Annotated in this window: 11 protein-coding genes, 1 tRNA gene and 1 pseudogene; 5 read left to right on the top strand and 8 right to left on the bottom strand. The window is 52.0% G+C overall.

Features of this window, described 5'->3' with window-relative positions:
• Nucleotides 1-69 precede the first annotated feature (69 nt).
• From hisB to Q9J80_RS04460, 6 genes and pseudogenes are all read right to left on the bottom strand, one after another.
• Nucleotides 70-987, bottom strand: coding sequence for an imidazoleglycerol-phosphate dehydratase HisB (hisB, locus tag Q9J80_RS04485; protein WP_301674104.1), 918 nt, complete (start codon nt 985-987; stop codon nt 70-72).
• Entirely contained in the window at nt 984-2,081 is a 1,098-nt protein-coding gene (hisC, locus tag Q9J80_RS04480; protein ID WP_301674105.1) for a histidinol-phosphate transaminase, read from the bottom strand. Before hisC ends, hisB begins: the two co-directional genes overlap by 4 nt.
• Nucleotides 2,082-2,126: 45 nt before the next feature.
• Nucleotides 2,127-3,416, bottom strand: a complete 1,290-nt coding sequence (gene hisD, locus Q9J80_RS04475; RefSeq protein WP_304671382.1) for a histidinol dehydrogenase — start codon at nt 3,414-3,416, stop codon at nt 2,127-2,129.
• Nucleotides 3,413-4,308 (bottom strand): annotated as a pseudogene (locus Q9J80_RS04470) (LEM-3-like GIY-YIG domain-containing protein). Before Q9J80_RS04470 ends, hisD begins: the two are co-directional and overlap by 4 nt.
• Before the next feature lie 103 nt (nt 4,309-4,411).
• A complete protein-coding gene (gene hisG, locus Q9J80_RS04465; RefSeq protein WP_123197022.1) occupies nt 4,412-5,065 on the bottom strand; it encodes an ATP phosphoribosyltransferase in 654 nt (217 codons plus the stop codon).
• Nucleotides 5,066-5,143: 78 nt separating this feature from the next.
• Nucleotides 5,144-5,797: an SCO family protein gene (locus Q9J80_RS04460; protein WP_301674108.1), complete on the bottom strand. Its 654-nt coding sequence runs from the start codon at nt 5,795-5,797 to the stop codon at nt 5,144-5,146.
• 276 nt (nt 5,798-6,073) lie between these two features.
• Here Q9J80_RS04460 and Q9J80_RS04455 point away from each other — a divergent pair.
• From Q9J80_RS04455 to ilvC, 5 genes are all read left to right on the top strand, one after another.
• Nucleotides 6,074-6,158 (top strand) — tRNA-Leu (locus Q9J80_RS04455).
• Nucleotides 6,159-6,754: 596 nt separating this feature from the next.
• On the top strand, nt 6,755-8,482 hold the full coding sequence (gene ilvB, locus Q9J80_RS04450) for a biosynthetic-type acetolactate synthase large subunit (protein WP_301669653.1): 1,728 nt from the start codon (nt 6,755-6,757) through the stop codon (nt 8,480-8,482).
• 10 nt (nt 8,483-8,492) lie between these two features.
• Complete coding sequence (gene ilvN / locus Q9J80_RS04445; protein ID WP_118792334.1) at nt 8,493-8,984, top strand: acetolactate synthase small subunit; 492 nt, start codon at nt 8,493-8,495, stop codon at nt 8,982-8,984.
• 59 nt (nt 8,985-9,043) lie between these two features.
• Entirely contained in the window at nt 9,044-9,337 is a 294-nt protein-coding gene (locus Q9J80_RS04440) for a putative quinol monooxygenase (protein ID WP_301674109.1), read from the top strand.
• Nucleotides 9,338-9,417: 80 nt separating this feature from the next.
• Nucleotides 9,418-10,431 carry a ketol-acid reductoisomerase gene (ilvC, locus tag Q9J80_RS04435; protein WP_301674110.1) on the top strand — a complete coding sequence of 338 codons (1,014 nt, stop codon included), beginning with the start codon at nt 9,418-9,420 and terminating at the stop codon, nt 10,429-10,431.
• 117 nt (nt 10,432-10,548) lie between these two features.
• Here the strand turns inward: ilvC and Q9J80_RS04430 are convergent, their stop codons facing one another.
• Together Q9J80_RS04430 and acnB are read right to left on the bottom strand one after the other, a co-directional pair.
• The gene (locus Q9J80_RS04430) at nt 10,549-11,544 is read right to left on the bottom strand and encodes an ornithine carbamoyltransferase (RefSeq protein ID WP_118792332.1); all 996 of its coding nucleotides are present in this window, start codon (nt 11,542-11,544) and stop codon (nt 10,549-10,551) included.
• Nucleotides 11,545-11,685: 141 nt separating this feature from the next.
• Entirely contained in the window at nt 11,686-14,271 is a 2,586-nt protein-coding gene (gene acnB, locus Q9J80_RS04425; protein WP_301674111.1) for a bifunctional aconitate hydratase 2/2-methylisocitrate dehydratase, read from the bottom strand.
• Nucleotides 14,272-14,345: the final 74 nt, after the last annotated feature.

Below are 14,345 nucleotides of genomic sequence, written 5' to 3'. Positions count from 1 at the left end.
GTGTAGTGTAATCTTATCTGTTCCGATACCGTCTGAAAAGCCTGCGGGTATTTCAGACGGTATGGTTTTTTATGCGGTCAGCGTGCCTTTGGTCGAGGGGGTCTGCCCCGCCATCCTAGGGTCGTGTTCGACTGCTATACGCAGGGCGCGCCCGAAGGCTTTGAATACGGTTTCCGCCTGATGGTGGGCGTTTTTGCCGCTGAGGTTGTCGATGTGCAGGGTCATCATACTGTGGTTGACGATGCCGTGGAAAAATTCTTCAAACAAATCGACATCGAATTTTCCAATCAGGGCGCGGGTAAATTCGATGTTGTACACGAGTCCGGGGCGGCCGGAAAGGTCGATGACGACGCGGCTGAGGGCTTCGTCGAGCGGGATGTAGGAATGTCCGTAACGGCGGATGCCTTTTTTGTCGCCGAGTGCCTGCCGGAGTGCCTGTCCGAGTGTGATGCCGATGTCTTCGACGGTGTGGTGGTCGTCGATGTGCAGGTCGCCTTTGCAGCTGATGTCGATGTCGATCATGCCGTGGCGGGCGATTTGGTCGATCATGTGTTCGAGGAAGGGTACGCCGGTATCCAGCCTGCTTTTGCCGCTGCCGTCGAGGTTGATGGAGACGGTAATTTGGGTTTCGCAGGTATTACGGTTGACGGTAACGGCGCGGCAGCCGGCAGCAGATGCGGTTTCGGCAATTTGGATTTCGGCAGTTCCGGTGCTTTCTGCGGCGGTTTCGGGGACAGTGCGTTCGTGGTGTTTTCTGTCGAGCCAGCCTTTGGGTTTGCCGGTGTGTTTTTCGAGTTTTGCCATCAGGCTGGGACGGATGCCGCGCGCGTCGGGGTCTTCTGCCTGCTCTTCAAGGCGTTGTTTGAGTTTGTAGAGTGCGACGGGGGTGCGGTAGCCGCAGAGTTTGGCGAGCTTGGGCAGTGAACCTGCTTCTTGGACTAGGGTCAGGAAGTTGTGCAGTTGGCGTTGTGTTTTAGTCAAATTCATAGGAAATCCGTTGGTTGGCAGTAAAGTTGGCGGATGACGTTGAGGACGGCATCGTTTTGTGCGGGGCTGCCTACGGTAATACGCAGGCAGTGTTCCAAAAGCGGATGTGCGCCGTGCAGTTTTTTGACCAGGATGCGGTTTTGTTTGAACGTGTCAAACAACAAATCGGCATCGGGTACGCGTATGGTAATGAAGTTTGCCTGACTTGGAAAGGCGTTCAGACGGCATATTTTGCCCAATTCGGCGAACATCCGTTCGCGTTCGTTTTTCAGGCTGTCGATGTTGGCAGAGATGATGCCGTAGTGTTGCAGGGCGAGTTTGGCGGTGGTCAGGCTCAGTTGGTTCATATTGTAGGGCGGCAGGATTTTTTGCAATTCGCCGATGACTTCGGGACAGCCTGCCGCATAACCGATACGCAGTCCGGCGAAACCGATTTTGCTGAGGGTGCGTAAGACTATCAGGTTGGGAATGCTGCCCGCCTGCGGCAGGAAGCTGTCGCCGTTGAATGCGCCGTAGGCTTCATCGACGACGACGATGCCGTCTGAGGCCTCGATGACGGCTTCGATTTCGGCACGCGCGAAACATACGCCGGTCGGGTTGTTGGGGTAGGCGATAAAGGTCAGGGCAGGGCGGTGCTTCCTGACGGCTTCGAGGACGGCGGGCAGGTTGAGGGTGAAATCTCCGTTCAGTGGAACGCCGACATAATCCATGCCGTACAGTGCGGCGTTGTGGCGATACATGACGAAACTGGGTTCGGCTGCCAACATTGCAGCGCCCGGTTTGGCGGTCAGCATGGTGATGAACTGTATCAGCTCGTCCGAGCCGTTGCCCAGCACGATGTCGGCGGACTCGGGAATGTCGAACGCCGAACGCAATGCTTCCTGCAAACCGCTCTTTGCGGGGTCGGGATAGAGGTGGATGGGGGTAGATGCCAGTTGCGCCAGCCATTCCCGCATCAGGGCTTCGTGCCCCTCAAAAGGATGGGCGGGGCTTTCCATCGCATCGAGTTTGGCAAAACCGGGCGGGACGTCGGCAATCTGATATGCCGACATAGCCCGTATGTCGTCGCGGATGAGGTGTCGGACGGATTTCATCGTGTTTCCTTAATGGTTGGAATATGCCTGTACGCCGTTTCGGCATTATTTCATACGGAACTCTGCCGCGCGGGCGTGGGCGGTCAGGCTTTCGCCGTGTGCCAGCACGCTGGCGGTTTCGCCTAATTTTTGCGCACCCTGTTCCGAAACCTGAATCAGGCTGGAGCGTTTTTGGAAATCATATGTCCCTAAAGGCGAGGAAAAGCGGGCGGTGCGGCTGGTGGGCAGCACATGGTTTGGGCCGGCGCAGTAGTCGCCGAGGCTTTCGCTAGTGTAGCGTCCCATGAAAATCGCGCCGGCGTGGCGGATTTTTTTCGCCCATTCCTGCGGGTTTTCGACTGACAATTCCAAGTGTTCGGGGGAAATGTAGTTGGCGATTTCGCAGGCTTCGTCCAAGTCTTTGGCGAGTATCATCGCGCCCCTGTTGCCGAGCGAGGCTTCGATGATGTCGCGGCGCGGCATGGTTTCGATGAGCCTGTCCATAGCGGCTTCTACTTCGTCGAGATACGCTTGAGACGTGCCGATGAGGATGGCTTGGGCAATTTCGTCGTGTTCGGTCTGGCTGAACAAATCCATCGCCACCCAGTCGGCGGGTGTCGTGCCGTCGGCGATGACCAGGATTTCAGACGGCCCTGCCACCATGTCGATGCCGACCACGCCGAACACGCGGCGTTTGGCGGCGGCGACGAAGGCGTTGCCCGGACCGGTGATTTTATCGACTTGGGGGATGGTTTCCGTGCCGTAGGCGAGGGCGGCGATGGCTTGCGCGCCGCCGACGGTGAAGACTTTGGTTACGCCGGCGACGTATGCGGCGGCAAGCACGATGTCGTTGCGTTCGCCTTTCGGTGTCGGTACGACCATAATGATTTCTTTCACGCCTGCGACGTGGGCGGGCATCGCGTTCATGATGACGGAACTCGGATATGCCGCCTTGCCGCCAGGGACGTAAATACCGACGCGGTCAAGCGGGGCAATCTGTTGCCCCAACAGCGTGCCGTCTTCATCGGTGTAGCTCCACGATTCCATTTTTTGGCGTTGGTGGTAGCTTTCGACACGGCGGGCGGCAATCCGCAATGCCGTCTGAACGTCATTCGGAATGCGCTTGAACGCGGCTTTCAAATCGGCTTGCGTGAGTATTAAATCATCGATGCTTTGAGCGTTTGCCCGGTCGAATTTGTTGGTGTATTCAATCAAAGCCGCATCGCCGCGCTTTTGCACGTCGGCGCAAATGTCGGCGACGATGCGTTCGGTTTCGGGGTTTTGCGCGGTTTCAAAGGCCAGCAGGGCTTTGAGTTTAGCTTGGAAATCGGGTGATTGGGTGTTGAGTTTTTTCATGATTTGTTCTCCTTTTTTATTTTTGGACTGGGGTCGTCTGAATATTCTCTTGTTCAGTTTCTGCCTCTGTTTTGGGTCTGATGTAAGCCTTTTCTCCCCTGCTGGCAAACTTCAATTCGGGTAGGCATTTTTGTTGCAGGCCGAGTTTGGCTAATACCTCTTCGCTGTGCGAGATGGTATGGAAGCGGTAACGGGTTTGTGGTCTGCCGTTTTTGCTTTCACCAATCATTGTTTCAAAACCGTCCACTTCGTATGCGCTAACAACAGCGTTTTGCAGACCGGTGTGAACGCCGATAACGTATTTCACTTTGGAGGCGGCATCTTTATTGAGCCACCAGTTGCCTAAGGTACGCGATTTAAGGTTTGCATCGTCTCGGTTGTTGAAATGGTAGTCTAATTCTTCGTTAGTGTCTAAATCGAAAGCATCATGGATTTTGACGGCGAGAATCAGTCCGTCGGGGTTAATCTCGTTAAGTGGGAGAGAAGAGAATCCAAAGCGGCGATCTAGCTCTTCTACGCTAATACCACCCGGACCATGCCCGGCAATTTTATTTTTGAGTTTTTTACCCAAGACAGATTTAACAAAATGAATTAAGGCAGATTCGGCGGCGAGCGCTTCGACTTCAGTCAGATGATAGCTGATGATATAGCGACCGAGTTTCTTGCATTTTGAGATGGCTTTGAGTTTCCGATCGATAATCTCGCCGGAGACAGGGTCTTGTGAACGACTAGCAACCCATTCATGCTCGAAGATACGATTACCGCAGCCTTTGCCGATGTAGAGGATTTTGTCTTTTTTCAGGTCGGTCAGACAATAGACATAAAACCGACGCTCGCCGTTATTCAAAACGGAAAGGGTCGAATCTGAGAATTTTTTTATTTTTGCAACCATTTTAACTTCTCCTATACAGTTTACTGCCGGTGATATTTTCAGACAACCTGTCGGCGGGAACGGATAGGGTCGTCTGAAAACGCATCTTTATTCAAATGAATGCTCACTTCGCCTTCACTGCGCCGCCGAACGCCTGAATAATCGGCTCCAGCAGCGCGTATTTCGTTTTTAAAGCAGCCTTGTTGACCACCAGGCGGCTGGAAATGTCGACGATGTGTTCGACTGCCTCCAAGCCGTTTGCCTTCAAGGTGTTGCCCGTCGAAACCAAGTCCACAATCGCATCGCTCAAGCCGACCAGCGGCGCAAGTTCCATCGAGCCGTACAGTTTGATAATGTCCACATGGACACCCTTGCCGGCAAAATGAGATGCCGCGATTTCAGGATACTTCGTGGCAATCTTCAGACGGCATCCGGGTTGCGAAGCGGCTTCGTAATCAAACCCTTCACGCACAGCAACCATCATGCGGCACTTGGCAATCTCCAAATCCAAAGGTCGGTAAAGCCCGGAGCCGCCGTGTTCGATCAGCACGTCTTTGCCCGCAATCCCGAAATCCGCCGCGCCGTAGCGCACATAAGTCGGCACATCGGTTGCGCGGACAATGACAAGGCGGATGTTTTCATGGTTCGTCCCGATAATCAGCTTGCGCGATTTTTCAGGCTCTTCAGTCGGAACAATGCCGGCAGCGGCAAGCAGCGGCAGCGTCTCCTCAAAAATGCGCCCCTTGGATAAGGCGATGGTCAAAGCATTATCCTGCATGGTGTGGATGTCCTTTGTCGGTTGAAACAATAATGCCGTCTGAACAGGCATCGGCGGTTCAGACGGCATACGGTTTTATCAGAGCAGGGTTCTCACATCGGCGGCAATCGTTTCCGGCTCGCTTCCATAAGGCGAGAAAATGGCAACCTCACCGTTTTTGTCGATGAGATACGCACCGGAAGAGTGGTCGACCAAATAGTTTTCGCTGTCGTCTTTTTGATTGACTTTGGCAGAAACCACGCGGTATTGCTGCTTGATGACCGGCAGGCTTTGGCCGCCCGTTGCCGTCAGACCGATAAAGTCCGGATTGAACTGTTTGGCATACTTGCCGATGATTTCAGGCGTGTCGCGTTCCGGGTCGATGCTCACAAACACAACCTTCACGTCCTTAGCCTGCCCGCCCAACTGCTTCAACGTGTCGCTGTACGTCAAAAGCTCTGTCGGGCAGACATCGGGACAGTGCGTATAGCCGAAAGACAGAATCACGACCTTGCCTTTCAAATCGCTCAGGCTGAAAGGCTTGCCTTCGCCGTTGGTCAGCGTGAAATCGCCGCCGATGTCTTCCTTACGCATATCCGTACCGCGCGTTTGCGGCTTTGCCGCATTTTCCGCAGCCGGCGCGGATGCGTTTGAAGAAGCGGCTTGCGCCGCACTGTTGTCTTGAGGTTTGCAGGCGGCAAGCGCGGCAAGTGCGAAAACGCCCAGCAAAAAGGAACGCGGTACAGAAAACATGACAATCTCCCAAGAATAATATAGAAAAACCTGATTCGTACGGAATTTGAATATTTCCATCTTAACGCGTTTGGCAGATTTAATGTAGTATTTTTTACGTTGTCTGTACGGCAGGAATTGCCGAATCATACAGAATGCTTTTGAGCGGAAAGAACAGTAAGATTAAAATAATAAAAATTCTATTTAAAATCAAAAACAAAATAAAAACAGATAAAATAATTTCAAAAAAAGGTTTACAGAATCTCAAAAGCCATTATAATGACGGCTTCTTCACCAGCCCAGGTGGCGAAATTGGTAGACGCAGGGGACTCAAAATCCCCCGCCGCAAGGTGTGTCGGTTCGAGTCCGACCCTGGGCACCACAACCGCTTTTTTAGCGGTTATTTTTTTGTCTATTGCTGTTTAATAAGACTAAATACAATCAATATATTAAGTCGTTGTTAGCCCTCTTGGTTCTGTCAATGCCGCCCAATACAGTCCGGTGCAATGAGCCATTTTCAGGAAGTATGGTTGGGAATATTTTTGATATATCAAAAATAAAATCAAGTTCAATCAATATCCCGAGTCTTTATTGGGATGAAACCCTGTAAATTTTAAAATTCTTGATACCGAAGAAGGATTTTTCACATCTGCCCCTCCTGCACAAACTGTCAACAATTCCCATCTTTCAAAAAAAGGTACTCCTGATTTTATTCTTTTAAAATCAATCAATAATCTCTCCATCTTCAAAAAATATTAAAAGATGAAAGATTTTTCTTGATTGAACTGTCGGTTTGCGTTATCGTTTCTACTCTTTTTCACAAACTCTGTGTTTCTTTCCAATTGATTGGATAATCCGTCTGTTGCTGTGTTCTTCCAATGCGCGTACCCTAAATCGCTGCTTGGTGGAATTGCATTACAGGTGCTGTGGCAAAGCGGTTTGTCCCTATTGGTTTGAAACCGTATAAAAGAGGTCGTTATGCAGTTATCAGGCGCACAAATCATAGTGCAGAGTCTCAAAGCCGAAGGCGTCGAGTACGTTTTCGGTTATCCCGGCGGTGCGGTTATCGAAATCTACGATGCACTGTTCCAACTCAATAAATTCAAACACATTCTTACCCGACATGAGCAGGCGGCAGTACACGCGGCAGATGCATATGCGCGCGTCAGCGGTAAGGTGGGTGTGGCATTGGTTACATCCGGCCCGGGCGTTACCAATGCACTGACCGGTATTGCTACTGCCTATACGGATTCGATTCCGATGGTGGTCATCAGCGGACAAGTCGGCAATTCGCTTATCGGTACGGATGCGTTTCAAGAGGTGGATACGGTCGGTATTACCCGTCCGTGCGTCAAACATAATTTTTTGGTAACCGATGTCAACGAGCTTTCCGAGACCATCAAGAAAGCATTCCAAATTGCCGCCAGCGGCCGTCCCGGTCCGGTTGTGGTTGATGTTCCCAAAGATGTAACTCAGGCGATGGCGAAATTCAGCTATCCGCAGGAAGATATCTTTATCCGCTCTTACCAACCAGTTGTTCAAGGGCATATCGGTCAGATTAAAAAGGCCGTGCAGATGTTGGCATCTGCCAAACGTCCAGTCGTCTATTTTGGCGGCGGCGTGGTGTTGGGTAATGCTTCTGAAGAGCTGACCCGATTTGTCCGAATGACGGGTGCTCCGTGCACGGGTACGCTGATGGGCTTGGGTGCTTATCCTTCCAGCGACCGCCAATTCCTCGGTATGCTCGGTATGCACGGTACTTACGAGGCAAACCTTGCCATGCAGAATGCGGATGTCGTTCTTGCCGTAGGTGCGCGTTTTGACGACCGTGTGGTTTCCGTACCGTCCAAATTTTTCGAGAAGGCGAAGAAGGTTATCCATATCGATGTCGATCCTTCCAGCATCGCCAAACGCGTGAAGGTGGACATTCCGATTGTCGGCGACGTGAAAAACGTTTTGTCCGAGATGGTTGAACTGTGGCAAAAGCAAGAGTCCATGCCGTCTGAAGATGCTTTGGGCAAATGGTGGAAAACCATAGAGGAATGGCGTTCCCGCGATTGCTTGTGGTTTGACAACGGCAGCGAAATTATCAAGCCCCAATATGTGATTCAGAAACTTGCCGAGATTACCGGCAATTCGGCAATCATCACATCGGATGTAGGGCAGCATCAAATGTTTGCGGCTCAATATTATCCCTTCGAACGTCCGCGCCAATGGCTCAATTCCGGCGGTTTGGGTACGATGGGCGTGGGTCTGCCTTATGCGATTGGTGCAAAACTTGCCGCCCCGGATCAAGACGTATTCTGTATTACCGGCGACGGCTCGATCCAGATGAACATCCAAGAGTTGTCCACCTGTTTCCAATATCGGATTCCGGTTAACGTCATTACGCTGAACAACGGTTATCTCGGTATGGTACGCCAGTGGCAGGAAATATATTACGGCGGACGAGAGTCGGAAACCTATTTCGATTCTTTGCCCGATTTCGTCAAACTTGCCGAGGCATACGGCCATATCGGTATCCGCGTGGACAAGAAGTCTGATGTGGAAGGTGCGTTGTTGGAAGCATTGAACCAAAAAGACAGGCTGGTGTTTATCGACTTCCTGACCGACCAGAAACAGAATGTGATGCCCATGGTCGGCAACGGCAAAGGTTTGGACGAAATGGTACTTCCGCCGCATATGCGTGCGGACGGAAAGGCGTAAGGAGAGGCAAATGCGACATATCTTATCTGTTCTGATCGAAAACGAATCAGGTGCGATGAGCCGCGTGGTCGGTCTTTTCTCAGCTCGCGACTACAACATCGATTCCTTGGCGGTAGCCCCGACCGAGGACAAAACGCTTTCACGCATGACCATCGTTACTCATGGCGACGAGCATGTTATCGAACAAATCACCAAGCAACTCAATAAATTGATTGAGGTGATTAAAGTGGTCGATTTGAACGAAAGCCGTTTTGTCGAACGCGAATTGATGCTGGTAAAAGTCCGCGCCGTCGGCAAAGACCGCGACGAATTTTTACGCCTGACAGAAATCTACCGTGGCAGCATCATCGATGTAACCGACCGCAGCTACACCATCGAAATCACAGGCTCAACCGACAAACTCGACTCTTTCCTCGAAACTGTCGGACGCGCCCAGATTTTGGAAACCGTACGTACAGGCGCAGCCGGCATCGGCCGCGGCGAGCGTATCTTGAAAATTTAATACCGCCGTTTTTCAGACGGCAATATGCCGTCTGAAAAACAAAGCGGTAGGAGAGATTGATGTCAAACATTAAAATCGTCGCACTGGTTACTGTTAAACCCGAATGCACGGAAACGCTGAAACCCTTGTTCCAAAGCCTGGTCAAAGCCAGCCGCGCGGAAGAGGGCAACATCAGCTACGATCTCCATCAGGAAATCGGCAAACCGAACCGTTTTGTTTTCGTGGAAAATTGGAAATCCCAAGCAGCTATTGACGAACATAACGCCAGCGCGCATTTCCAAGCCTTCGTCCAGTCCGTTGACGGCAAAACCGAAGCGTTGGAAATCGTATTGATGAATGAAGTTGCCGCTTAAGCGGCACACTCTGTTTAACCCGTCCGAAGCCGCTCAACATTATTAAGGCTTCGACAACCATTTACCTTAAAGGAAATCAAATGCAAGTCTATTACGATAAAGATGCCGATCTGTCCCTGATCAAAGGCAAAACCGTTGCCATCATCGGTTACGGTTCGCAAGGTCATGCCCATGCCGCCAACCTGAAAGATTCGGGTGTAAACGTGGTAATCGGTCTGCGCCAAGGTTCTTCTTGGAAAAAAGCCGAAGCAGCCGGCCATGTCGTCAAAACTGTTGCTGAAGCGACCAAAGAAGCCGATGTGGTTATGCTGCTGTTGCCTGATGAGACCATGCCTGCCGTCTATCACGCCGAAGTTGCAGCCAATCTGAAAGAAGGCGCAACGCTGGCATTTGCACACGGCTTCAACGTGCACTACAACCAAATCGTTCCGCGTGCCGACTTGGACGTGATTATGGTTGCCCCCAAAGGTCCGGGCCATACCGTACGCAGTGAATACAAACGCGGCGGCGGCGTGCCTTCTCTGATTGCCGTTTACCAAGACAATTCCGGCAAAGCCAAAGACATCGCCCTGTCTTATGCGGCTGCTAACGGCGGCACCAAAGGCGGTGTGATTGAAACCACTTTCCGCGAGGAAACCGAAACCGACCTGTTCGGCGAGCAAGCGGTGTTGTGCGGTGGTGTGGTCGAATTGATTAAGGCCGGTTTTGAAACTTTGACTGAAGCAGGTTATGCACCTGAAATGGCTTACTTCGAATGTCTGCACGAAATGAAGCTCATCGTTGATTTGATTTTCGAAGGCGGTATTGCCAACATGAACTACTCCATTTCCAACAATGCGGAGTACGGCGAATACGTTACCGGTCCTGAAGTGGTCAATGCTTCCAGCAAAGAAGCCATGCGCAATGCCCTGAAACGCATTCAAACCGGCGAATACGCGAAAATGTTTATCCAAGAGGGTAACGTCAACTACGCGTCTATGACTGCCCGCCGCCGTCTGAATGCCGAACACCAAGTTGAAAAAGTCGGCGCACAACTGCGTGCTATGATGCCTTGGATTACTGCCAACAAATTGGTTGACCAAGACAAAAACTGATTGTTTTCAAACGGAACTGCCTACACATCGTGTAGGCAGTTTTTATATGGATGCCGTCTGAACATCGTGTTCAGACGGCATCTGTGTTGCGGATGAATTTAAACAGGTACAGTTCTGTCAGTCGCCCAGAGCCGCGACCATTACCGCTTTAATCGTGTGCATACGGTTTTCCGCCTGATCGAACACGATGCTGGCAGGGCTTTCGAATACTTCTTCTGTAACTTCCACACCGTTCAGCCCGAAGGTTTCGTAAATCCATTCGCCGACTTTGGTTTCTCGGTTGTGGAAGGCGGGCAGACAGTGCATAAATTTGACCTGCGGATTGCCCGATACCGCCATCAGCTCGGGGATAACGCGGTAATCTTTCAATAAATCAATGCGCTCCTGCCATACTTCTTTTGGCTCGCCCATACTGACCCATACGTCGGTATGGATAAAATCAACATTCTTCACGGTTTCATGCGCGTTTTCGGTCAGGGTAATTTTTGCACCGGTTTCTTCGGCGACGGCGTGTGCGGCGGCGATAATGCCTTCAGATGGCCACAGGCTTTGCGGTGCGCCGATACGCACGTCCATCCCCAATTTTGCCCCTAAAATCAGCAGGGAATTGCCCATGTTGTAACGCGCGTCGCCGACGTAGGCAAACGCGGTTTGGTTCAAAGGTTTGCCGCTATGTTCACGCATAGTCAGTGCATCGGCAAGCATTTGTGTGGGGTGGAACTCGTTGGTCAGACCGTTGAATACGGGCACGCCGGCGTATTTCGCCAATTCTTCGACAGTTTCCTGAGCGAAGCCGCGATATTCGATGCCATCATACATCCTGCCCAACACGCGGGCGGTGTCTTTGATGCTTTCCTTATGCCCGATTTGGCTGGCGGACGGCTCTAAATAAGTCACTCCCGCCCCTTGATCGCGTGCGGCAACTTCAAACGCACAGCGTGTGCGCGTGGATGTTTTTTCAAAAATCAGGGCGATGTTTTTCCCTTTCATCCGCTGAATCTCGCGCCCTGCTTTTTTGGCGGCTTTCAATTCGGCGGCAAGATCGAGGTAGGCGGTGATTTCTTCCGGCGTGAAGTCTAAAAGTTTCAGAAAATGGCGGTTTTTCAGGTTCACTGTCGTTTCCTTTATGTGGGGGAGTGAACGCCGTATTTGCAGCGTTTGCGGAAAGAAGGGTTAGCGGAATGTTGCAATGCCGTCTGAAGGTTGTTCAGACGGCATTGCGGTCAATCCCTTACTTCATATGGATGACAGGGATCAAACATTCACGGTCTCGGCTACTTCGTTGTAGCTGTCGATTTCGTTGAAGTTCATATAGCGGTAGATTTTATCGCCCTGTTCGTTGATGATGCCGATATTGGCTTGATATTCTTCAACGGTCGGGATTTTACCCAGTTTGGAGCAGATTGCCGCCAATTCCGCCGAACCGAGGTAAACAAAGGTGTTTTTGCCCAAGCGGTTCGGGAAGTTGCGGGTGGAGGTGGACATAACGGTCGCACCTTCGCGTACTTGCGCCTGATTACCCATACATAAGGAGCAACCCGGCATTTCCATACGCGCGCCGGCACGTCCGAGTACGCCGTAGTGGCCTTCGTCGGACAACTCTTTCGCGTCCATTTTGGTCGGCGGTGCTACCCACAAGCGGACGGGAATATCGCTCTTGCCTTCCAAGAGTTTGGAAGCGGCGCGGAAGTGGCCGATGTTGGTCATGCACGAACCGATGAACACTTCGTCGATTTTGGTGCCGGAACGTTCAGACATGAAGCATACGTCGTCCGGGTCGTTCGGGCAGGCGATAATCGGCTCTTTAATGTCGTCCATGTTGATTTCAATCACGGCGGCGTATTCTGCATCTTTATCCGCTTCGAGCAACTCGGGATTTGTCAGCCATTTTTCCATGGCTTTGATGCGGCGTTCCAAAGTGCGCGGATCTTGATAGCCGTTGGCAATCATGTTTTTCATCAATACGACATTGGATTTCATGTACTCGATAATCGGCTCTTTGTTGAGCTTCACGGTACAGCCGGCGGCGGAGCGTTCGGCGGATGCGTCGGTCAACTCAAAGGCTTGTTCCACTTTCAAATCAGGCAGGCCTTCGATTTCGAGGATGCGGCCGGAGAAGATGTTTTTCTTACCGGCTTTGGCAACAGTCAGCAGACCTTGTTTAATCGCGTACAGCGGAATGGCGTTCACCAAATCGCGCAGGGTTACGCCCGGTTGCAACTTGCCGCTAAAGCGTACCAATACAGACTCAGGCATATCGAGCGGCATCACGCCTGTGGCTGCTGCGAAAGCAACCAAGCCGGAGCCTGCGGGGAAGGAAATACCGATAGGGAAACGGGTGTGGCTGTCGCCGCCGGTACCCACTGTATCAGGCAGCAGCAGGCGGTTGAGCCATGAGTGGATCACGCCGTCGCCCGGACGCAGAGCCACGCCGCCACGGGTAGAAATAAAGGCGGGCAGTTCTTTATGGGTTTTTACATCGACAGGTTTCGGATAGGCGGCGGTGTGGCAGAAAGACTGCATCACCATATCGGCAGAGAAGCCCAAGCAAGCCAAGTCTTTCAACTCGTCGCGGGTCATCGGGCCGGTAGTGTCTTGCGAGCCGACAGTAGTCATGCGTGGTTCGCAGTAAGTACCCGGACGCACGCCTTTGCCTTCCGGCAAACCGCAGGCGCGACCAACCATTTTTTGGGCCAAGGTGAAACCGGCTTTGCTTTCAGCAGGCGCTTGAGGCAGACGGAATTCGGTAGAAGCAGGCAGTTTCAGGGCTTCGCGCGCTTTGGCGGTCAGACCGCGACCGATAATCAGGTTGATACGGCCACCGGCTTGCACTTCGTCCAGCAATACTTGCGATTTCAGGCTGAACTCGGCAACGGTTTCGCCGTTTTTCACGATTTTGCCTTCATAAGGCAGAATATCGACGATATCGCCCATTTTCAGCGCGGAAACATCGACTTCAATCGGTAACGCGCCGGAGTCTTCTTGAGTATTGAAGAAAATCGGCGCAATTTTGCCACCCAGGCATACGCCGCCGAAGCGTTTGTTCGGTACGAACGGAATATCTTCGCCTGTATGCCAAATGACGGAGTTGGTCGCGGATTTGCGTGAAGAACCGGTACCGACCACGTCGCCGACGTAAGCAACCGGATGGCCTTTGGCTTTGAGTTCTTCCAACAATTTAATCGGACCGACTTCGCCAGGCTTGTCAGGATTAATGCCGTCGCGCGGGTTTTTCAACATAGCCAGCGCGTGCAGAGGGATATCAGGACGGCTCCATGCGTCGGGCGCGGGAGAGAGGTCGTCTGTATTGGTTTCGCCGTCAACTTTGAAGACGGTAACGGTGATTTTTTCGGGAACTTTGGCGCGTGAGGTAAACCATTCGGCATCCGCCCAAGATTGCAAAACCTCCTGCGCGTATTTGTTGCCTTTTTCGGCTTTTTCCTGAACATCGTGGAAGGAATCGAACATCAGAAGCGTATGTTTCAAGCCTTTGGCGGCAATGGGTGCGAGTTTGTCGTCGTCCAAGAGTTCGATTAAGGCGTGAATATTGTAACCGCCGAGCATCGTGCCCAACAGTTCGGTCGCATATTCGGGGGAAATCAAGGGGCTGGATGCGCTGCCTTCGGCAACGGCAGCTAGGAATGAGGCTTTGACTTTGGCGGCATCGTCCACGCCGGGCGGTACGCGGTGGGCAAGCAGTTCGACCAAGGATTCGCCTTCGCCTGCGGGCGGATTTTTCAGCAGCTCGACCAGATCGGCGGTTTGCTGCGCGTTCAAAGGGAGGGCGGGAATGCCGAGGGCGGCGCGCTCGGCGGCGGCTTTACGATAGGCTTCTAACATCTCTTTGTTCCTTTTTCTGTTTTTCTTTTGTCCGGTTGTAAATGATTTGCGTTAAATATTGTAAACAATATTTG

The organism is Neisseria blantyrii (assembly GCF_962747855.1).
GTDB lineage: Bacteria > Pseudomonadota > Gammaproteobacteria > Burkholderiales > Neisseriaceae > Neisseria > Neisseria viridiae.
The sequence above is the reverse complement of the archived record's forward strand: the minus strand, read 5'-3'. Positions and strand labels throughout refer to the sequence as shown.